This is a genomic window from Demequina pilifera (assembly GCF_048814985.1).
Classification (GTDB): domain Bacteria; phylum Actinomycetota; class Actinomycetes; order Actinomycetales; family Demequinaceae; genus Demequina.
Map to the genome: position 1 here is coordinate 34,649 of NZ_JBMDTW010000003.1, position 20,805 is coordinate 55,453.

Below are 20,805 nucleotides of genomic sequence, written 5' to 3' on the forward strand. Positions count from 1 at the left end.
CACCGTCACTGAGTGCCCTCTGGGATACGCCGACGCCTCGATTCCGACACTGAGCGACCACTGGGACGCTAAGGCGGAGAAGCGTGGGTAGAACTACGCCTGCATGGCGCGCTCGGCCTCCTTGGCCTTCATGTCGGCACGGATCTCACGCGGGAGCGAGAACATCAGGTCCTCCGTCGCCGTGCGCACCTCTTCGACCGTCTCGTAGCCACGCTCGGCGAGGAAGCCGATGACGTCCTTGACGAGGATCTCGGGCACCGACGCGCCGGAGGTCAGCCCCACGGTCGTCACACCCTCGAACCAGGCCTCGTCGATCTCCTTGTAGGTGTCGACGCGATAGGACGAGCGGGCGCCGGCCTGCAGCGCCACCTCGACCAGCCGCACGGAGTTCGACGAGTTCGCGGAGCCGACCACGATCACGAGATCGCACTCGGGCGAGAGCTTCTTCACGGCCACCTGGCGGTTCTGGGTGGCGTAGCAGATGTCATCGCTGGGCGGGTCCTGCAGGTTCGGGAACCGCTCGCGCAGGCGGTGGACGGTGTCCATGGTCTCGTCGACGGACAGCGTGGTCTGCGACAGCCACACGACGTTGTCGGGATCGGGCACGACCACGCGATCCGCCTCTTCGGGCGAGTTCACCACGATGGTGTGCTCGGGCGCCTCTCCGGCGGTGCCCTCGACCTCTTCGTGGCCGTCGTGGCCGATCAGCAGGATCGTCTGGTCCTCGCGCGCGAATCGGATGGCCTCCTTGTGCACCTTGGTGACCAAGGGACAGGTGGCATCGATGGACACCAGGCCCCGCGCATCGGCGCTGTCCCGGACCGCAGGCGAGACGCCGTGAGCCGAGAACACCACGCGGGCGCCCTCGGGCACCTGGTCCGTCTCGTCGACGAAGATCGCGCCGCGATCGGTCAGAGTCTCGACCACGTATTTGTTGTGGACGATCTCCTTGCGGACGTAGATCGGGGCGCCGTGCATCTCGAGGGCCTTTTCGACCGCGATGACGGCGCGGTCCACGCCGGCGCAGTACCCGCGCGGTGCGGCGAGAAGGACACGCTTGTCTTGTGTGGAAGGCATATGCTCCATCCTACGTGGCACGCTAGAAGGCGTGACCGACGGTTTGCTCTCCCCCGACAACGCTTCGCGCGGCCCCGATGCTTCCCGCCCGGCGCCCGCCGAACTCCCAGGCACGGCAGCCGACACCACCGCCGAGCAGCCCTGGCCCGTCCATCACCTCACCGGCAAGATCGGCCAGTACGTGCACCGCATGGGGCCAGTCTGGGTCGAGGGCCAGGTGCTGCGGCCGTCGCGGTGGAAGAACCTCGTCTTCTTCGACCTGCGCGACCCCAGCGAGAACGCCACCCTGGGCGTCTCTGCGCTCGCCTCGGTCGTGGACCGGATGGGCACGTCCCTCGACGACGGCTCGCGCGTGGTGCTCCAGGCGCGGCCGCGGTGGTGGGCCCGGTCCGGCGCCCTCAAACTCGACGCCGCCGACATCCGCCACGCAGGGGTGGGCGACCTGCTCGCGCGCATCGAGGCGCTCAAGGAGGCGCTGGCGGCAGAGGGGCTGTTCGACGCCGAGCGCAAGAAGCCGCTGCCCTTCGTGCCCCGCACCGTCGGGCTCGTCTGCGCCACTCAAGGCGAGGCGGAGCACGACGTCGTCGTGAACGCCACGCAGCGCTGGCCGTCGGTGCGCTTCGAGATCCGCCGCGTCTCGGTCCAGGGCCAGCACGCGGTCAGGGAGGTGAGCGAGGCCATCGCGGATCTGGACGCGCATGACGATGTCGACGTGATCGTGGTCGCGCGCGGCGGGGGCTCGTTCGAGGACCTCATCGCCTTCTCGGACGAGCGGGTGGTGCGGGCGGCCGCGGCGTGCGCGACGCCCCTGGTGAGCGCGATCGGGCACGAGAAGGACTCCCCCGTGCTCGACCTGGTCGCCGACTACCGGGCCTCGACGCCCACCGACGCCGGCAAGCGGATCGTGCCCGATGCGGCGCAGGAGCACGCCGGAGTGGACCAGGCGCGACGGGACATGCGAGCGGCGCTCGAGGCGCTGGTCGCACGCGAGTCTCGCGGGCTGGAGCAGTTCCGCTCCCGGCCGGTCCTCGCACACCCCCAGCGCATGCTGGACCCCTACCGCGAGGCCGTCTCTCACGCGCGGCAGGCGGCCGGGCGTGCCCTCGTGACGATCCTGACGGGCGCCGACAGCGCCACGCGCGAGCTCACGGCGGCGCTGCGGGCGCTCAGCCCCCAGGGGACCTTGGACCGCGGCTACGCGATCGCACGCGACGCCGCGGGCGCGGTGATCCGCGACGCGGAGTCGCTCGCGCACGGCGACGCCGTCCGGCTGCGGTTCGGAGTGGGTGCGGCCGATGCGTCCGTCACCGAGGTCTTCGCCGGCCACCAGGACTAGGGCCGGCCCGGCGAGCCATCGGCATGACGGCTGGCCAGCGCCGGCAACGTCGGCGCGCGACCGCTACCCCGTGGGGATGCCGAGCCGGCCGAGCACCCCGGCCGCCCCACCCTTGGACGCGAGCCGGTGACGCGCAGCGGACGCGTACTCCTTGTGGAACTGCCGCGCCAGGCGCCCGACGAGCGCGTCGGACACCGCGGGGTTCTCGATCAGCGCGAAGACCACCTCCGCGGACTTGTCCTCCGCCAGCTGCGCGTGCAGATCGGCGGGCATGTCGGGCCGTTCGTTGCGGGCGACGCCCGCCCGCACCACCATCGATTCGTCGGACGCGAGCTTGAGGAGCGTGGTGAGGGGCGTCGCGGGGCGCTCGGCGACCGCCGCACGCACCTTCACCTCCTCCGACCGCGCGAGGAAGGCGAGTTCGCCGTCGCTGAGGTCGGGATCGAGCGCCTTCTGCACGCTCGCAAGCGCCGTCTGGCGCGAGTAGTTCTCACTGAACATCAGTCGTCACCCCATTGTGAAGAGAGATTGCACACCGGTACACGATGAGAGTGCCGTATCGGCGGATCATGACGCGATAGCGTGTGGCATATGCCTCACGTTGACGACGTCTCTACGCTCACCTATGAGCAGGCCCGCGACGAGCTGATCGCGATCGTCGCCAAGCTCGAGGCCGGAGCGGCCACGCTCGATGAGTCGGTGGGCCTGTGGGAGCGGGGCGAAGCGCTGGCCGCGCGCTGCCAGGAACTGCTCGAGGGCGCCCAAGAGCGCATCACGCGGGCCCGGGGCGAGTCCGACGACGCAGACGATGACGTCGCGGACGCCGGCATCATCGGCGTGGTCCCCACCGACGAGGCTGACGACGACGACTCGACGGAGGCCGACCGATGAGCGACGCGACCCGAGAGGGCAGCGCCCTGGTGATCGGGGAGGTGCTCGTCGATGTGGTGCGGCGCCCCGACGGGACCGTCGAGAGCCACCCGGGCGGATCGCCCGCCAACGTCGCGATCGGCCTGGGTCGCCTGGGGCGCGACGTGTCGCTGCTCACGAGCGTCGGCAAGGACCCGCACGGCGACATGGTGCGCGCTCACCTGGAGGACTCGTCCGTCGCCCTGGTCGAGGGATCGGCCGATGCGCCCCGCACCTCGGTCGCCACCGCCACCTTGGACGGCGAGGGAGCCGCCACCTATGACTTCGACCTGGCCTGGGACATCGACGCCGGCGCCGCCACCCGCACGGACCCGGTGGTCGTTCACACGGGGTCCATCGCTGCGGTCCTGGCCCCCGGCGGCGACGCCGTGGTCGAGATTCTCGAGTCTGTGCGCGATCGCGCGACGATCACCTACGATCCCAACGCCCGTCCCGCGCTCATGGGCGACCCCGGCGATGCGCTGGCCGCCATCGAGCGGGTGGTCGCGCTGGCGGACGTGGTGAAGGCCTCGGACGAGGACCTCGCGTGGCTGCTCACCGGGCGCCCGAGCCAGGGGGCCGGCACCGATGCGGGTCAGGCCGACGCGATCGGCGCGCTCGCGCGAGAGTGGGCGACGCGGGGACCGGCCGTGGTGGTCGTCACCAAGGGTGGCGACGGTGCGACGGCCTACCTGAGCAACGGGCGCCACGTGAGCGTCGATGCGCCGCGGGTCGAGGTGGCGGACACGGTGGGCGCCGGCGATTCCTTCATGAGCGGCCTGATCGACGGGCTGTGGGAGGCCGACCTCCTCGGATCACAGCACCGCGACGAACTGCGCGGCATCGACGAGGCGACGGTGACGGGCGTGCTCGAACGCTGCGCGCGCATCGGCGCGATCACCGTGTCGCGGGCGGGTGCGAACCCGCCCACCCGCGCCGAACTGGGCGAGGCCTGAGAGCCCCTCCCCCGCATCGGCGCTCTGCGACAATGGGCGCCATGACTGACAACACCGGCAACGCCGCCCACGCCCTCCCCGACGAGCGCGACTACCGCATCGAACACGACACCATGGGCGAGGTGCGCGTGCCCGCACACGCCCTGTACCGAGCGCAGACCCAGCGCGCCGTCGAGAACTTCCCCATCTCCGGCACCACCCTCGAGCGCCGCCACATCGAGGCGCTCGCGCGGGTCAAGAAGGCGGCGGCCCGCGCCAACGCCGAGCTGGGCGTGCTGCCCGGCCCCATCGCCGATGCCATCGTGGCGGCGGCGGACGAGGTCGCCGGCGGCGCGCACGACGAGCACTTCCCGGTCGATGTGTTCCAGACCGGCTCGGGCACCAGCTCGAACATGAACACCAACGAGGTCATCGCGACGCTGGCGAGCCGCTCGCTCGAGGACGACGTGCACCCCAACGACCACGTCAACGCGTCGCAGTCCTCGAACGACGTGTTCCCCACCTCCGTGCACGTCGCGGCGACATCCACGCTGGTCAACGACCTCATGCCGCAGCTCGAGCGCCTGGCGCAGTCGCTCGAGGCCAAGTCGACCGAGTTCGCCGAGGTGTACAAATCGGGGCGCACTCACCTGATGGACGCCACCCCGGTGACGCTGGGTCAGGAGTTCGGCGGCTACGCGGCCGCGGTTCGGCGCGGCATGGAGCGGCTCGAGGCCGCCCTGCCGCGCGTGGCCGAGGTGCCGCTGGGCGGAACCGCGGTCGGCACCGGCATCAACACCCCCGACGGGTTCTCGGCCCGCGTGATCGAGCTGCTGTCCGAGGACACCGGGCTGCCGATCACCGAGGCACGCGACCACTTCGAGGCCCAGTCGGCTCGTGACGGCCTGGTGGAGGTCTCGGGGGCGCTCAAGGTCATCGCCGTCTCCCTCACCAAGATCTGCAACGACCTGCGGTGGATGGGCTCGGGCCCGAACACCGGTCTCGGCGAGATCCAGTTGCCGGACCTGCAGCCCGGCTCCTCGATCATGCCCGGCAAGGTGAACCCCGTCGTGCCCGAGGCGGTGCTGATGGTGTGCGCCCGAGTGGTCGGCAACGACGCGACAGTGACGTGGGCGGGCGCCTCAGGCTCCTTCGAGCTCAACGTGCAGATCCCCGTGATGGCGCTCGGGGTGCTCGAGTCGATGCGCCTGCTGGGCAACGCCTCGGCACTCCTGGCGGAGCGCACCGTCGACGGGATCGTCGCCAACGTGGACCGCGCGCGCCGCCTCGCCGAGGCCTCCCCCAGCATTGTCACGCCGCTCAACCGGGTCATCGGCTACGAGAACGCCGCCAAGATCGCCAAGCACGCGGTGGCCGAAGGACTCACGGTCCGCGAAGCCACGCTCGCCCTGGGATTCGTCGAGCGCGGCGACATCTCGATCGAGCAGCTAGACACGCTGCTGGACGTCACCACCATGACCGGCGAGCGCTGACCCGGACCCGCTCCACGACCAAGGGCCCCGGCACCTTCTCGGTGCCGGGGCCCTTGGTCTGTGCTCGCTGCTACCTGTCGAGCTGGTCGAACCGGTAGAGGAACGTGGCCATCGCGTCGCGGGTGGTCTCGTTGAACGGACGGAACTCGTATCCCCCGTCGACGGCCCAGCCCTCGGTGACGCCCGTGGACTGCAGCCAGGTGATCTCCCGGTAGAAGTCCGTGTTCTGAGTCGTGATGTCCTCGAAGGGCGACACCACCGGCGCGAAGAACGTCGGCTCTCCCGCCATGCGGTAGAGGAACGCCGCCATCGCGTCACGGGTGATCGGCTCGAAGGGACGGAACTCCTGACCGGCGCCGGTGTCCCAACCCTCGGAGATGCCCTCCTCGGCCAGCCACACGATCGCCTCATAGTGCTCCAGCGACGCGTCCGCATCCACGAACGGAGACTCGTCCGGGAGCGTCACCTCCGGAGAACCGGCATAGCGATACAGGAACGCCGCCATCGCATCGCGAGTGATCGAGGCGAACGGACGGAACTCGGTGCCCGTCTCGGTCTCCCAACCTGTCGAGATCCCCTCTGCAGCGAGCCAGGCGATCCCGGCCGCGTGCTCCGAGCCCGCCACATCGACGAACTCGACCGGAGCGGCCTCGTCGTCGCTCACCGTCACGTTGAACGACGTCGTGATCGACTCGTCCGCCGTCAAGGTCACCGACAGCCTCACCGTGGCGGGCGCCGACGAATCGAAGCCCGTCACCGTGAACTCGCCCTCGGTCAGCACCTCGGTGGTCGAGTCGGTCCACGTCGCCGTGACCTCCAGACCATCGAGGTCCAGCGCGTCACCCACCATGTACTCGGTGGTGGTCGGCAGCTGCGTGACCGCGATCGACTCCACCTCGGGCTGGGCGATGACGATCTCCTGCGGGTCGACTGAGCCGAGCGTGGGAATGACCTCCTCCATGAAGCCCGTCACCTCGTTGAAGGTGAGCCGGTCGATGGTGGTCTCCCGGTTGGTGCCGTCGCCTCCCGGAATCGCGAACCGGTGGTACGCGATGTACCAGTCGTCGGTGCCAGGAACGTTCAGCACCGAGTTGTGTCCGGTGCCGAGGATGCCCAGCGACGGGTCCTTCTCGAGGATCACGCCACGGTACGTCCACGGGCCCTCGGGGGTCTCGGACGTCGCGTAGCCCACGCGGTAGTTCTCGCTGCCGGTGTCGTCGATCGAGTAGGTGGCGTGGTAGAGCCCGTCCCGGTAGACCATGAAGGTCCCCTCGCGGTAGTTCGTGAGGCCCGGCATTCCCTGAATGGTTCCGGGCTCGAGCGACACCATGTCGTCCGCGAGCTCGGCCATCACGGGCGAACCGTTGCCCCAGTAGATGTAGTAGGTGCCCGAGACCGGGTCCTTGAACGCATGAGGATCGATGGCCTGACCGGAGGTGACGGCCTCGTTGTTGAGGATCATCGCCTCAGGCTCCGCCACGAACGGCCCCTCGGGGTGGTCCGCGACAGCGACACCGATGGTCTTGCGGTCAAGCTCCTCGTTGTGGCCGGAGAAGTAGAAGTAGTACTTCCCGTCACGCTCGATCGCGGTGGGCGCCCACGCGTTTCCGACCGCCCACGGCACATTGCCGTTCTCGCCGTCGAGAGTCAGGAACGGCTCTGCGGCGCGCTCCCAGTCGACGAGGTTGGTGGACTTCCACGTGTAGAACTCGTTGCCGCCCCACCCGGGGTAGCCGTCCGACGTCGCGTAGATGTAATACGTATCGCCGAACGCGATGATGTTCGGATCCGCGTACAGACCCGGCAGGACCGGCGACCGCATCTCGACGGCCTCCATGGTCCAGGTCGCGTCGGAGCCGCCAGCCAGCTGGTAGGTGACCTCGGAACTGAGGTCCACCACCGTGCCTGACGTCGGGTCCGAGGTGACGCCCTCGACGGTTCCGAACACCGGCGCGAGTGCGGTCAGGTCGGTTCCGGGCTCGACGGGGAACACAACCGTGCGCTCCGTCTGGTCGACGATCGGGTCGACCTTGAGAGCCGACTCGTCCGCGAGGGTGACGTCGAGGAGCACGTCCGTCTGGCCGGATCCCGCGAGGACCTCCTCCGGGCTCAGCGCCCGGTTGTACAGAGCGAACTCGCGGAATTGGCCAACGAAGAGACCGTCGGCGTCGTAGTTGGACCGGCCCAGGTGGTTCGCGGTCGTGAAGCCCGCCCCGATATCGCCGGGGTCGGCAGTCACGGTGCCGGAGTCGACCTCGACGCCGTTGAGGTACAGCCGCGCGGTGTCGCCGCTCAGCGTGTAGACCATCGTCACCCACTCGCCGCGAGGCAGCGCCTGGCCCGAGCCCACGGTCTCTTCCGTGGACCAGTTGCCGGTGGCGAGGCTGGTGCGGTACTGCGTGTTGCCGGTGGTGAACAGGTACCCGTTCCCCGCTCCGGCGCTGTCCGTGTTGCCCAGGCCGTAGATGAAGTAGTTGCCTGACAGCGCAGGGTCAAGGTAGACCTCTGCCTCGATGGTGACGTCCTCGACTCCCGCCATGATGTTGTCGGGCAGGTCGACGTAGTTGTCACCGGTGAACTCCAGTGACCCGTCCACGGGCTCGCCGCCATCCACGATCGTGCCGTCGTAGCCGTTTCCGGTGACGTCGGTGAGCGTGGTGCCGTCGTACGACTCGAAGTCGTATCGGAGCACCTGGCCGTCCTCGTCAGCGGTCACGGGGTCGGCCGACAGGATCTGCTCCCGCATCCCCGCGAGCTCGTCGGCGGTCACCGGGAAGACGGTGCCGTGGCGCGGGCTGGCGGGCAGGTCGTACTCGTCAGAGATCTGCCAGTCAGGGTTCGTGATGTCCGCGGTCTCCAGCGGCACGTAGCCACGGCCCCCGTACTCGTCGACGAACAGGTAGTACTTGTCGCCGTTGACGTCGTCCGGGTTGGACTTGAAGATCGACGGCCCCTCGACCGCTCCCGTCCCGGCGTCGCGGCCGATGCAGCTGGCCAGCATCGTCCAGTCGTCCAGCGGTGCGCGGAGCTGGTCCGAGTACTCGTGAATGATGTCCGAGCAGCCGGTGGTGCCGGCACCCTCGTCCTTGGTGAAGCGGTGGTAGACGCCGTTCTCTTCGAGCACCGTCGAGTCGATGCGCGAGATGCCGGTCTGCCAGCCCTGCGGCTCCGAGAAGTTCACGAAGTCCCGAGTGGTCGAGTACAGCATCTCGTTGGGAGGACTCGTGGTGCGGTCCGGGTCATCCTCCGGATACAGCTTGGAGGCCCAGAACACCACGTACTCGCCGATCGACTCGTCGTAGTAGGCCTCGGGCGCCCACAGGTTGCCGGCGTTGTCCGGGGCGACCTTGACGTGGCGCTGCTCCGACCAGTTCACGAGGTCGTAGGACTCCCACACCTCGAGGTACTGAGAGCCGAAGCGCTGGTGGTAGCCCCAGTCGCCGTTGCGGCCGATCGACAGGTCGGTGGCGATCATGTAGAACTTGTCGCCCTCGGGGGAGCGAATGATGAACGGGTCGCGCAGACCCAGATCGCCGTACTCGGACTCGAGCGTCGGCTCTCCGCCGTTGAGCTCGTCCCAGGCCAGGGCATTGTTGCCGTCGGAGGCGGCGAAGTAGATCTTCTCGCCGTCGATCGAGTTGTTCACGAAGTACGAGAACCCGTAGCCCTCGAACGGTGCGAGCTCGATGGCCGCCAGCACGTTCGCGGTGAACACGCGCTCGGCGGTGAAGTCTCCGTTCGTGACGGTCGCCGTGAGCTCCACGTCGGTGTCGACATCGGGCCGGTTCACGATTCCGTCCGTGGAGATGATCGCCTCGTCAGCGCTCGCCCACGTCACGGGCAGCCCCTCGACCTCCGTCGGGAGGTGCAGGTTGCCTCGCACGTCATCGATGTTCGTGACCTCGAGGGCGGCAGCCGCGCCGTCGGCGATCGACTGCGGGTCCGACTGGGCGAGCACGGTGACGGTGAAGTCGCGCGTCTCCTGCTCCGTTCCCAGGGCGATGGTCGCGGTCAGCGTGACCGTGGCATCGTCCTCGAGCGCCTCGGGGCGGGTGACGGTGCCGTTGGTGGCGACGGTCGCCTCGTCGGAGGAGCTCCACGCCACGGTCGAGCCGTTGATTCCCGTCGTGGGAAGCGTGAGGTCCTCGGTGACGGCGGAGGTGTCGCCCAGTTCCAGGACCGCGGCGTCGCGTTCCACGCGGGTCGCGTCGGAGGGCACCAGCGAGGCCACCTCCTGAGCCGAGAGCGCGGAGTCGTACAGGCGGAAGTCGCGGACGGATCCCGCCAGCAGGCGGTCGGTGTCGTACGCCGAGCGGCCGATGTAGTTGGCGGTGGTCTCTCCGCCGCCCAGGCTGCCGGGTGTGATGGTGGTGGTGCTTTCACCAACGTTCACACCGTCCAGGTAGGTGACGGCAGTGTCCGTGTCGGCGTCGATCGTGTACGTGATGGTCTTCCACACGCCGCGCTGGAGGTTGCCCTCACCAGCGGTGTTCTGCTCGCCGCTCCAGTTGCCGGGGGTGATGGTGTGACGGTACTCATTGCCGGTCGCCATCATGTAGCCGGAACCGCTGTTGCTGGATGCCGGGTTGCCGATGTTCCAGATGAAGTACGGCGTGGCCTGGTTGGTGCGGATCAGCACGTCCATGCTCACGGTGACGGAGTCGATTCCCGTCACCAGGTTGTCCGGCAGGTCCACGTAGTCGTCCGCGCCATCGAGGCGCACTCCCGCGTCACCCTGCAGCTCAGGACCGCCCACATAGGTGGCGTCGTTGCCGTTGCCCGAGCTGTCGACCGCGACCGTGCCCGACGCGTCGTCGAGTCGGTAGTGGGCGACGGCGGGAATCGAGCCGTCTCCCGTGACCGTCACCGCGAAGGTGCGCTGAGCAGTCGCGCCGGCGAGCGCGAGGTCCGCGGTGAGCGTGACCTCGGTGTCGGCGGACGGCTGCGTCACCGTGCCGTCCGGCGCGATGATCGTGGGGTGCGAGCTGGTCCACTCGATCTCGGACCCGTTCGCACCAGCAACAGGCAGCGCGAGGGAGGTCTCCGTCGTCGCGTTCACGGCCAGCGCAGCGGCGTCCTCGTCCACGGCGGCCTGCGAGGCGACGGTGTCGCCGAGCTCCTCGTAGTACTGAGCCGCGGCCTGCTGATCCGTCATCGCAGCGGAGTAGACCTTGAGGTCCTGAACCGTGCCATCCCAGATGGGGTCGCCCCACCCACTGTAGGGAGACGTGCCGATGTAGCCGATGAGGCCGGTGCCGAACTCGGTGACCGTGCGCGACAGAGTCGTCGTGCCGGTGACCTCACCGTTCAGGTAGTTGGTGAGCGACGTCGGTGTGATCACGGTCGTGTAGAGCGCGAAGCCCTCAACCGAGGCGGGACCGATGTTTCCCACCTCCGTGTCCCAGGGTGCTCCCGCGTCCAGCGAATCGGTGAAGACCGACTTGATGTTGTTTTCGCCATTGGCGGGGTTGAGTAGCCAGTACTGGGCCGGTGGGGGGCCGTCGGGAGAGCCGAAGTACAGCGCGTTGTAGTTGCCGCCTTCCGCCATGTCGTTGCGCAGCCATGCGGAGATGGTGAGGGCGTCGTTGCCCTCGAAGACGGCACCCGGGATCTCGACGAAGGTGTCGTTCGTCAGCTCGATCGCGCCGTCGACGATGGACGCGCCCGACCCGACGACGGTGCCGTCGAAACCGTTCGTGCTCTTGTCGGGGATGGTGCCGCCCGCGATCGCGTCGGCGAAGTCGTAGTGCAGTGCCAGGTCGTCGGCCAGTGCGTCGAGCGGGGCCGCCTGCGCCGGGACCGTCGCGGCGACTGCGAGAGATCCCGCGAGCCCGGCAGTCGCCAGGCCTGCGCCCCACCGCCTCCAGGGGCTGGTCAAGGTGTCGTTCATTGCTTTCCTCACGTCGTTGTGTGCCATCGGTGGTGCTCGGTGCGGCGAAGCGGGAGCCGGGGCGCGCGCCCGCACCGCGTGCGCGCGCCCCTCCGCCTGGTACTAGCCGTTCAGGTTGTCGTAGCGGTTGAGGAACGCGGCCATCGCATCGCGCGTGGTCTCGTTGAACGGGCGGAACTCGGTGCCCGCAGGGGTGCGGTAGCCGGTCGTGATGCCCGTGTCCTCGAACCAGGTGATTTCCGTGTAGAACTCGGTGTTGTCCATCGTGATGTCGATGAACGGAGACTCGGCCGGATCCGTGTGGTCGGGCTCACCCGCGTAGCGGTACATGAACGCCGCCATCGCGTCACGAGTGATGGGCTCGAACGGGCGGAACTCCATGCCCGCAGACGTCTCCCACCCCTCGGTGATGCCCTGGTCCTCGAGCCACACGATCTCCTCGTAGAACTCCGTGTTCGTGGGCGTGATGTCCACGAACGGAGACTGCGCCGGAAGCGTGACGTCCGGCGAACCGGCATAGCGGTACAGGAACGCCGCCATCGCATCACGCGTGATCGAGTCGAACGGACGGAACTCCTTCCCGGCGCTGGTCTGCCAACCGGTGGCGATCCCCTGACCCGCGAGCCATTGGATCTCGTTGTAGAACGCCGACGATGACGACGTCACATCCGCGAACTCCACCTCGTGGACCGTCGCATTGAACGCCGTGGTGATCGAGTCATCGCTCACCAGGGTCACCGCGAGCATCAACTCCACGGGCCTCGACGAGTCGAAGCCGGTGACCGTGAACTCGTCCTCAGTCAGCACCTCGGTGGTCGAGTCGGTCCACGTCGCCGTGACCTCCAGACCATCCAGGTCCAGCGCGTCACCCACCATGTAGTCGGTCTTGGTCGGCAGCTGAGTGACCTCGATGGACTCCACCGCCGCCGTCTCCTCCGCAACGGTGACATCGAACGACGTCGTGATCGACGCATCCGCGCCGTACGTGACCGTGAGAGTCACGTCACCGGCGGCCGAGGAGTCGAAGCCAGTGACCGTGAACTCGTCCTCAGTCAGCACCTCGGTGGTCGAGTCGGTCCACGTCGCCGTGACCTCCAGACCATCCAGGTCCAGCGCGTCACCCACCGTGTAGTCGGTCTTGGTCGGCAGCTGAGTGACGTCGATCGACGCCGCGACGGGCCCCTCGACCGTGACCTCGATCTGCACATCCGCGATGGCGGGGTCGAGCTCCTCTTCCTGCGACATGTCGAGGATCGGCATGCCGTTGGAGTTGAAGTGCACCAGCTTGGCGTGAGCGTTGCGGCGCGGGTCGAACAGTCCACCGTCGGTCGCGGAACCGGAGGGGAGGTCCGTGTCCGCGTACGAACGCGCGTGGTAGACGATGACGGGATTGCCGAACTCGTCCACCGTGAACGAGTTGTGGCCCATCCCGTACATGCCGGCCACGTCCCCGGTGCCGAAGTAGGGGTACTGCGCCTTGTGCCACGAGGCCGGGTCCAGCAGATCCGCGTCCTCATCCGCCCACAGGAACGAGATGTTGTAGGACGTGTTGACCGCCGACGACGAGAAGGAGATGAAGATCCTGCCGTCGTGCTTGAGCACGGCCGCTCCCTCGTTCACCGGGGTGCCCGATTCGCTCTCGATCTCCCATGCATGTTCGGGAGCGGTGAGCTCGATCGAATCGCTGGTGAGCTGAAGCGGGTTGTCGGTGTCCACCGACGCCATGCGCATGGTGGACAGCTCCCACTTGTCGGCCCAGACCATGTAGTCCGTGCCGTTGTGCTCGAAGTGAGTCATGTCAAGGGCGAAGTTGCCACTGAAGGCGGTGCTGTCCGACGGCGCTGGCACGTTGTAGCCCAGCGTCTCCCAGTTCTCGGGCTGCAGCGGGCCGTCGCCTGCGAACTCGCCACCGGTGTACTTGAGCAGCGCGGGCTGCTTGTCCCACACCCCACGCCCATCACGGGCCGTGGTGAACATGATGTACCAGTCGTCGCCGATCTTGGCGAGCTCGGGTGCCCACACGTACGTGTTGAAGTTCGGGTGGTCCTCCTCGTGCCAGATCGTCACCTCTTCCGAGGCTGCGGCGTTCAGGCCCTCGAGGGTCTCGGCGCGGCGAAGCACCACACGGTCGTAGCCGTCCGGGTCACCCGAGCGGAACATCGGGTACGAACCGGTCAGGTAGTAGAGCCCGTCGTCGCCGATGGTGACGTCCGGGTCGGCACGCTTCTCCGCCAGCCAGTCCATGTCCGTCGTGTACAGCGGCGCCTGCACGGTGCCGTTGATCGTGTGGGTGCCAGGCGTGGTGGGGACGTCGTCCCACTCCACTCCCATCTCGACCTGCTCGCCCGAGGTGTAGTTCACCATCCCCGAACCCGGCAGCGCCGAGTCGTCGCCGGCCGCAACCGTCACGGGTCCGAAGGGATCCACGCTGGTGGAACGCACGCGCTCCAGCAGCAGGTCCACGGCGATCTTGTCGTACTCCGCGGCGGTGATGCCGATCGAGTCCGTGTCGAGCGCATCCGCGGGGAACGTGCCCGACGTGAAGCTCGGCGCCGTGGCCGACTCGACGGGCTCAGAGAAGGACGAGAAGTCCTCGGTCGTCACCTCGAAGTCAGTACCGCCAGAGGTGTACAGCAGGCGGTAGGCACCGAGGCCGTTGTCGTACTCGACCTCCACACGAGAGACGTTCGCGGTGCCGGGTGCGAAGGTCACGCGCCGCTGGTTCTCGTAGGTGGAGAGGTCACTCGTCTCGTACACGTACGCATCGTTCGCGGTCGTGCCCGGGATCGTCGTGAACAGGCCGTATCCGCCGTCAGGACGGTGGAAGACGGTCGGCGACGCGATCTCGCGGTTCACGTCCGTCCACCTGTCCGCTGCGGAGGGGAACAGCACGCCCTTGTTGTCGTTGAGCGCCTCGAACGTCGAGTCGTCTTGCGACAGCGCCAGGTGAACGCTCGCGGTGTCATCGTCGGTCCGCTCGGAACGGATGTAGGTGCCCAGGTAGCCGCCGACCTCAGGCAGAACGGTGACGGCGAGGTCACGGTCCACTGAGGCATCGGCGTTGCTGAAGGTGGCCGTGAGCGTCACCGCCTGCTCGGCTGCGGCGCGGTTCACCACGCCCGCCGAGGAGACCGCGTTCTCGTCCGACGAGGACCACGCGATCGTGATGTCCTCGCCGAGCGAGTCGGCGAGAGTGATGTCGTCCCACAGCACCGAGACGCCAAGGTCGAACGTCTCTGCCTGGAAGGCGAGCTCGGCCTCGGGGTTGTCCGCGATCACGGTCACGTTGTAGTCCCGCACGTACGTGCGTCCAGCGAGCTCGAACGTCGCAGTGAGGGTCACCGTGGCGTTGTCCGCCGCGGGTCGCACGACGGTGCCGTCGGTGCCGATCACTGCCTCATCAGACGAGGCCCAGGTGACCTGCGATCCACTGTCGCCCTCGAGCGGAAGGGTCACGTCGGTCGTGACCGACGTGCCGTCCAGGTCGATCGCGTCGGCGTCGGCCGCGAGCGCGGCGTCGACCACGTCGTCGCCGGCCGTCGCCCAGTAGTGCGCTGCGATCTGCTCGTCGGTCAGCGCCGTCTCATAGACGCTCACCTCGCGGAAGTCGCCCTCGAAGAAGTCATCTGCATAGGAGGAACGCCCCAGGTACGCCACCAGGTCGGTGCCGAACTGCGTCACCGTGCGGGACACCGGGACCGTACCGACGAGCTCACCATTGAGGTAACCGGAGAGCGAAGTCGGGGTGATGACGGTGGTGGCCTGCATCCACTCGTTCTCGGGGCTGATGGGGCCCTGGACACGGTTCGCCGTCGTGCCGGTGGTGATCCCTGCCTCGGTGGTCCACGGCTGAGTGGTCGGGTTGCCATTGGTGAGAACGGTCTTGAAGCGGCCCTCGGGGTTCTTGGGGTTCAGCAGCCAGTACTGGAGAGGCGGGCTGCTCGGCTTGCCGAAGAACATCGCGGCGTAGTTGCCCGCGCCCGTGCGGTTGCGCAGCCAGGTCGAGATGGTGAGCGTGTTCCTGCCCTCGAAGACGTCCGCGGGGATCGTCACGTGGCCCGCGTCGGAGCCGCTCTCGCCGCCCGGGAGGCTCAGCACGCCCGCTTCGGTGTCGACGGACGCGCCGGAACCCTCCACCGTGCCGTGGAAGTCGTTGCCGCTGAGGTCGTCGATCGTGCTGTCGTCGATGGCGTCGGTGAAGTCGTAGCGTGCGACGAGCGCGGCATCCGCGTCACCGGTGACGGTGACGTCGAACGTGCGCTGCGCCGAGGCACCCGCCAGCGTGAGATCGGCGGTCAGGGTGACGACCGCATCGGCCCCCGGAGTGGTGACCGTGCCGTCGGGCGCGATGATCGCGGGGTCCGAGCTGCTCCAGACGATCTCGGAGCCGTTCGAACCTGCGGTCGGAAGCACGATGTCGGACACCGCCGTCGACGAGACCGAGAGCGCCGCGGCGTCCTCGTCCACCGCGGCCTGAGAAGCGAGCGGGTCGCCGAGCTCCTCGTAGTACTGGGCTGCGGCCTGCTGGTCGGTCATGGCGGCGGTGTAGACCTTCAGGTCTGCCATCGCGCCCTCCCACACCGCATCGGGGTAGGGAGAGGTGCCGATGTACGCGACGAGATCCGTCCCGAACTCCGTGACCGTTCGAGTCACGGGCACCGAACCGACGTTCTCGCCGTCGAGGTAGGCAGTGATCGAGGTCGGGGTGATGACGGTCGTATAGAGCGCGAGATCAGCCGTCGCCGCCGGTCCCTGCACTCCTCGCGATGCGTCGGTGGGCGAGATGCCCGCCTCCGTCTCGTACGGTGCGACCTCGTCGAGCCCATCCGTGAGCACCGACTTCACCACGCCGTCGGTATTGGCGGGGTTCAGGAGCCAGTACTGCGACGGGTACGACGAGCTGCCGGCGAGGTCGGTGCCGAAGTACAGCGCGGCGTAGTTGGCGTCGGGCATGTCGTTGCGCAGCCACGTGGAGATGGTGAGGGTGTCGTTGCCCTCGAACACGGTGCCCGGGATCTCGACGAACGTGTCGTCAGTCAGTTCGATCGCGTCGCCGACGAGCGTGGCGCCGGACCCGACGACGGTGCCGTCGAACCCGTTTCCGCTCTGGTCGGCGATCGTGGCGCCGTCGATGGCGTCGAAGTCGTAGTGCAGAGCGACGTCGCCGCTCAGTGAATCGAGGGGGGAGGCCGTAGCGGGGCTTCCGGCGGCGCCGACCGCCGCGAGAGCGAGGCTCGCAACGAGGGCCGAAGAGACGATCCGTTTTGTGGATCGGGTGGGCAAGGTGGTCTTCATGTCTTCATCACTCCATCGTGAGATGCCAGCAGGGGGGTCTCCAGACCTTCGCCTGTGAACGATAACATGGGTCCCGAAGACATTGCACTACCCGATCTCATGAATCCACCGGAGACAGGGAATGTCGGCACGGCCGACGTTGTCCTCCTATGCGTACGCACGTCCAGGCGCTCCTGCCTGCGTGACCGTCGAACCGAGGAAGTCATGACCACACGAGTACTGATCCTGGGCGGCGGATATGTCGGCCTCTACACGGCCCTCAGCCTCAGGCGCAAGGCGAAGGACCGGGTGGAGATCACGGTCGTCGACCGCCGCCCCTACATGACGTACCAGCCGTTCCTGCCCGAGGCGGCGGCCGGCTCCATCGAGGCGCGGCACGTCGTCGTACCGCTGCGGCGCGAACTCGAAGGCGTGCGCATCGTGCAGGGCAAGGTGTCTGAGATCGCTCACAACGAGCGCCGCGCGCGCGTCGAGACCGACTTCGGGGACACCCTCGATCTGGAGTACGACGAGGTGGTGGTCGCCCTCGGGTCCGTCCCCCGCACGCTTCCGATTCCCGGCCTCGCGGAGATGGGGATCGGCTTCAAGTGGGTGGAGGAGGCGATCAACCTCCGCAACATCGTCCTGGGGCGCATCGCTCGGGCTGCATCCACCGAAGACCCGGACCGGCGTCAGCGGCTGCTCACGTTCGTCTTCGTCGGCGGCGGGTTCGCCGGGATCGAGGCGTTCGCGGAGACCGAGGACATGGCCCGCGCGGCCCTGCGCTACTACCCCGAGCTGTCCGCCGACGATCTCAAGTTCGTGATGGTGGAGATGGCGGCGGGGATCCTCCCCGAGGTCGGCCCCGAGATGGGCGCGTACACGCTCAAGGAGCTGCGCCGGCGCGGCATGGTGGTCCACCTCGAGACCAAGTTGGAATCCGCGGTGGACGGCGTGATCGAACTATCCAACGGAGAGAAGTTCGAGGCCGACACCCTGGTGTGGACCGCAGGAGTCAAGCCCAATCCGGTCATCGGCGCATCCGATCTGCCGACCGGCCCCAAGGGACACGTCAACGCGCTGCCCACGCTCCAGGTCGCCACCGAGGACGGCGACGTCATCGCTGGGGCGTGGGCCGCGGGCGACTGCGCCCAGGTGCCGGATCTCGCCCAGGGCGAGGGCGCGTGGTGCGCGCCATCCGCTCAGCACGCGGTGCGTCAGGCACGGCTGCTCGGCGCGAACCTCGCCAAGCACGTCCAGGGGCACGAGCTCAAGGAGTACCGGCACAAGAACCTGGGCACGGTGGCCTCGCTCGGCCTGCACAAGGGCGTCGCGCAGGTCATGGGGGTCAAGCTTCGCGGCTGGCCCGCATGGTTCATGCACCGGACCTATCACATGGCGCAGATCCCGAGCTTCAATCGCAAGGCACGAGTGGTGGCCGACTGGACGGCCGCGCTGTTCTTCCGGCGCGACCTGGTGTCCATGGGCCGCCTACACGAGCCGCGGCGCGCGTTCAAGGAGGCGGCGGACGGCTGATCCCCCGCGGGGGATCAGCCCGTCACGCGAGGGACAGGAACACCTTCTCGAGGCGACGCAGGCTGTCGTCGCGCGCGTCCCCATGAGTGGTGTCGAGGCACTCCTGCAGCCCGGAGGAGATCAGCGTGAACCCCGCGCGGTCGAGCGCCTTGGACACCGCCGCGAGCTGCGTGACCGTCGACTCGCAGCTCTGGCCCTCCTCGACCATGCGGATCACCGCGTCGAGTTGACCGCGTGCGCGCTTGAGCCGGTTGACTGCCGCTCGCGCGGCCTCGGGTTCTGCCATGATCGCTCCGTTCGCCGGGGCCGAGTCTAGCGACGCAGCCACGGGAAGATGCTACGTCCGGCGGAGGCTTCGTGCCCCCCGCACCACTGGCTGGCGGGCACTTGGGCCTTCACTGAGTCGACGTGCTGTCCGCAGCCGGTCCAGGTGGTCTTGCCGCACTGGCGGCAGGTGGTCGGTGAGCACATAGGACTTCCCTTCAGAGCGTGGCCGCGACCCTGTGTCGCGACCGGATGACAAAACTATACCCCGGGGGGTATTGTGGTCGCAACACATCACCACCTTGGAGGTCACATATGAAGGTCGTCATCGTCGGCGCGGTCGCCGCCGGAATGTCCGCCGCCACCCGCTTGCGCCGTCTGGACGAGAACGCCGAGATCGTCGTGCTCGAAGCCGGTGCACACGTCTCGTTCGCCAACTGCGGCCTGCCGTACTACGTGGGCGGCGTCATCGAGGACCGCGGTTCGCTGCTGCTGCAGACGCCCGAGTCCCTGCACGCGCGATTCGCCCTCGACGTGCGCACACACAGCCGAGCGGTCGACATCGACGCCGAGGCGCACACCGTCACCGTCAGCACGGCCGACGGCGACACCTACCTCGAGAGCTACGACCACCTGGTGCTCTCTCCCGGCGCCCGCCCGATCGTTCCGGATGTTCCCGGCGCCGAGCGCACCCTCGTCCTGCGCGACGTCGCGGACGTGGACCGCATGGCCGAGCACACGGCCGATGCGCGCACGGCCGTGGTGATCGGCGGCGGCTTCGTGGGCCTCGAGGTGGCGGAGAACCTGCGCCACCGTGGCCTGGACGTGACCGTCGTGGAGCTCGCTCCCCAGGTGCTGGGCGCGCTGGACGCCGAGATGGCCGTGCGGGTCCAGGACCGTCTCGAGCGGCACGGCGTGCGGGTCCTGACCGGGGCGCAGGTCACCGAGATCACCCCCGACTCCGCGGTGGTGAGCGGACCCGAGGGCGAGCAGACCCTGCCCGCCGACATGGTGGTCGCCTCGATCGGCGTGAACCCCGACTCGACGCTCGCGCGCGCCGCCGGCGCCGACCTGGGACCTCGCGGTGCGATCCTCGTGGACGACGACATGCGCACCTCGGTTCCCGGCATCTACGCGGTCGGAGACGCCGCCGCCAAGCGCGACGCGTTCGCGGATGGGCCGACGCTCATCCCGCTGGCCAACCTCGCCAACCGGCACGGACGGCGGGTCGCCGACGTGATCACCGGTCACGCCGGCCGCGGCCGCCCCAGCATCGGCACCGCCGTGGTCGGGGTCTTCGGACTGACCGCCGCGGTCACCGGGCGCACCGAGCGCCGCCTGCGCGGCGAAGGCCGCGCCTGCCGAGCCATCCACACCCACCCGATGGACCATGCCGGCTACTACCCTGGCGCATCGGCCATGGCGCTCAAGCTGCTCGTGGACCCGGTGACGGACCAGATTCTGGGCGCGCAGGGCGTGGGCGAGGCAGGCGTGGACAAGCGCATCGACGTGATCGCCACGGCCATCCATGGCGGGCTCACCGCCTCGGAGCTGGCGGACCTCGAACTCGCCTATGCACCCGCGTACGGATCCGCCAAGGATCCCGTCAACATGCTCGGCTACGTGGCAGAGAACCTGAGCGTGGGCGAGTCGCCGTCGATCCAGTGGCACGAGCTGGCCGACGCGGACGACGCGCCGATGGTGGTCGACGTGCGCTCCGCAGCCGAGCACTCACGCGGCACAGTGGTCCCGCCGTGGGGGCAGGAGCCGGTCAACATCCCCGTCGACGACCTGCGCGCGCGCCACGACGAGCTGCCTCGCGATCGCCGCATCGTGGTCCACTGCCAGGTCGGACAGCGAGGACACACGGCCACTCGGCTGCTGCGCCAGCTCGGATACGACGCCATCAACCTCGACGGCGGCTACCTGACGTGGCGCGACGGCGTGCGCACCCTGCAGCCGGTGGCGGCACCCGCCTGATACCCACGCTCGGTTGAACTGCGAACCGCTTCGCGGCATGACACCCCGTCGCCGGCACTCCTACGAGGGCTGGCGACGGGGTGTCGGCACGAAAAGTGGTTCGCAGTTAAA

12 protein-coding genes are annotated in these 20,805 nt (G+C 68.4%); 6 read left to right on the top strand and 6 right to left on the bottom strand.

Features of this window, described 5'->3' with window-relative positions:
• Positions 1–93: 93 nt before the first annotated feature.
• Positions 94–1,077, bottom strand: a complete 984-nt coding sequence (locus ACNI14_RS05385) for a 4-hydroxy-3-methylbut-2-enyl diphosphate reductase (protein WP_420518939.1) — start codon at positions 1,075–1,077, stop codon at positions 94–96.
• 31 nt (positions 1,078–1,108) lie between these two features.
• Between ACNI14_RS05385 and xseA the strand changes: the two genes are divergently transcribed.
• The gene (gene xseA / locus ACNI14_RS05390; RefSeq protein ID WP_420518940.1) at positions 1,109–2,413 is read left to right on the top strand and encodes an exodeoxyribonuclease VII large subunit; all 1,305 of its coding nucleotides are present in this window, start codon (positions 1,109–1,111) and stop codon (positions 2,411–2,413) included.
• A 63-nt stretch (positions 2,414–2,476) separates the two neighbouring features.
• Here xseA and ACNI14_RS05395 read toward each other — a convergent pair whose 3' ends face one another.
• Positions 2,477–2,914, bottom strand: coding sequence for a hypothetical protein (locus ACNI14_RS05395; protein ID WP_420518942.1), 438 nt, complete (start codon positions 2,912–2,914; stop codon positions 2,477–2,479).
• Positions 2,915–3,004: 90 nt separating this feature from the next.
• On the opposite strand from ACNI14_RS05395, the gene ACNI14_RS05400 reads away from it, so the two are divergent.
• From ACNI14_RS05400 to ACNI14_RS05410, 3 genes are read left to right on the top strand one after another with little or no spacing between them, the layout of a single operon-like run.
• Positions 3,005–3,304 carry an exodeoxyribonuclease VII small subunit gene (locus ACNI14_RS05400; RefSeq protein WP_420518943.1) on the top strand — a complete coding sequence of 100 codons (300 nt, stop codon included), beginning with the start codon at positions 3,005–3,007 and terminating at the stop codon, positions 3,302–3,304.
• Complete coding sequence (locus tag ACNI14_RS05405; RefSeq protein WP_420518944.1) at positions 3,301–4,278, top strand: carbohydrate kinase family protein; 978 nt, start codon at positions 3,301–3,303, stop codon at positions 4,276–4,278. The genes ACNI14_RS05400 and ACNI14_RS05405 overlap by 4 nt, the downstream gene beginning before the upstream one ends.
• Positions 4,279–4,319: 41 nt before the next feature.
• The gene (locus ACNI14_RS05410; RefSeq protein ID WP_420518945.1) at positions 4,320–5,750 is read left to right on the top strand and encodes a class II fumarate hydratase; all 1,431 of its coding nucleotides are present in this window, start codon (positions 4,320–4,322) and stop codon (positions 5,748–5,750) included.
• A 70-nt stretch (positions 5,751–5,820) separates the two neighbouring features.
• Here the strand turns inward: ACNI14_RS05410 and ACNI14_RS05415 are convergent, their stop codons facing one another.
• Positions 5,821–11,640: a family 43 glycosylhydrolase gene (locus tag ACNI14_RS05415; protein WP_420518946.1), complete on the bottom strand. Its 5,820-nt coding sequence runs from the start codon at positions 11,638–11,640 to the stop codon at positions 5,821–5,823.
• A gap of 102 nt (positions 11,641–11,742) precedes the next feature.
• Positions 11,743–16,935, bottom strand: coding sequence for an immunoglobulin-like domain-containing protein (locus ACNI14_RS05420; protein WP_420518947.1), 5,193 nt, complete (start codon positions 16,933–16,935; stop codon positions 11,743–11,745).
• A 204-nt stretch (positions 16,936–17,139) separates the two neighbouring features.
• Between ACNI14_RS05420 and ACNI14_RS05425 the strand changes: the two genes are divergently transcribed.
• The gene (locus ACNI14_RS05425) at positions 17,140–18,450 is read left to right on the top strand and encodes an NAD(P)/FAD-dependent oxidoreductase (protein ID WP_420518948.1); all 1,311 of its coding nucleotides are present in this window, start codon (positions 17,140–17,142) and stop codon (positions 18,448–18,450) included.
• Positions 18,451–18,472: 22 nt separating this feature from the next.
• Here ACNI14_RS05425 and ACNI14_RS05430 read toward each other — a convergent pair whose 3' ends face one another.
• Complete coding sequence (locus ACNI14_RS05430; protein WP_420519419.1) at positions 18,473–18,736, bottom strand: metal-sensitive transcriptional regulator; 264 nt, start codon at positions 18,734–18,736, stop codon at positions 18,473–18,475.
• A gap of 26 nt (positions 18,737–18,762) precedes the next feature.
• Complete coding sequence (locus ACNI14_RS12775) at positions 18,763–18,921, bottom strand: DUF8730 family Cys-rich protein (RefSeq protein WP_518486578.1); 159 nt, start codon at positions 18,919–18,921, stop codon at positions 18,763–18,765.
• A 108-nt stretch (positions 18,922–19,029) separates the two neighbouring features.
• Between ACNI14_RS12775 and ACNI14_RS05435 the strand changes: the two genes are divergently transcribed.
• Positions 19,030–20,694, top strand: coding sequence for an FAD-dependent oxidoreductase (locus tag ACNI14_RS05435; protein ID WP_420518949.1), 1,665 nt, complete (start codon positions 19,030–19,032; stop codon positions 20,692–20,694).
• Positions 20,695–20,805: the final 111 nt, after the last annotated feature.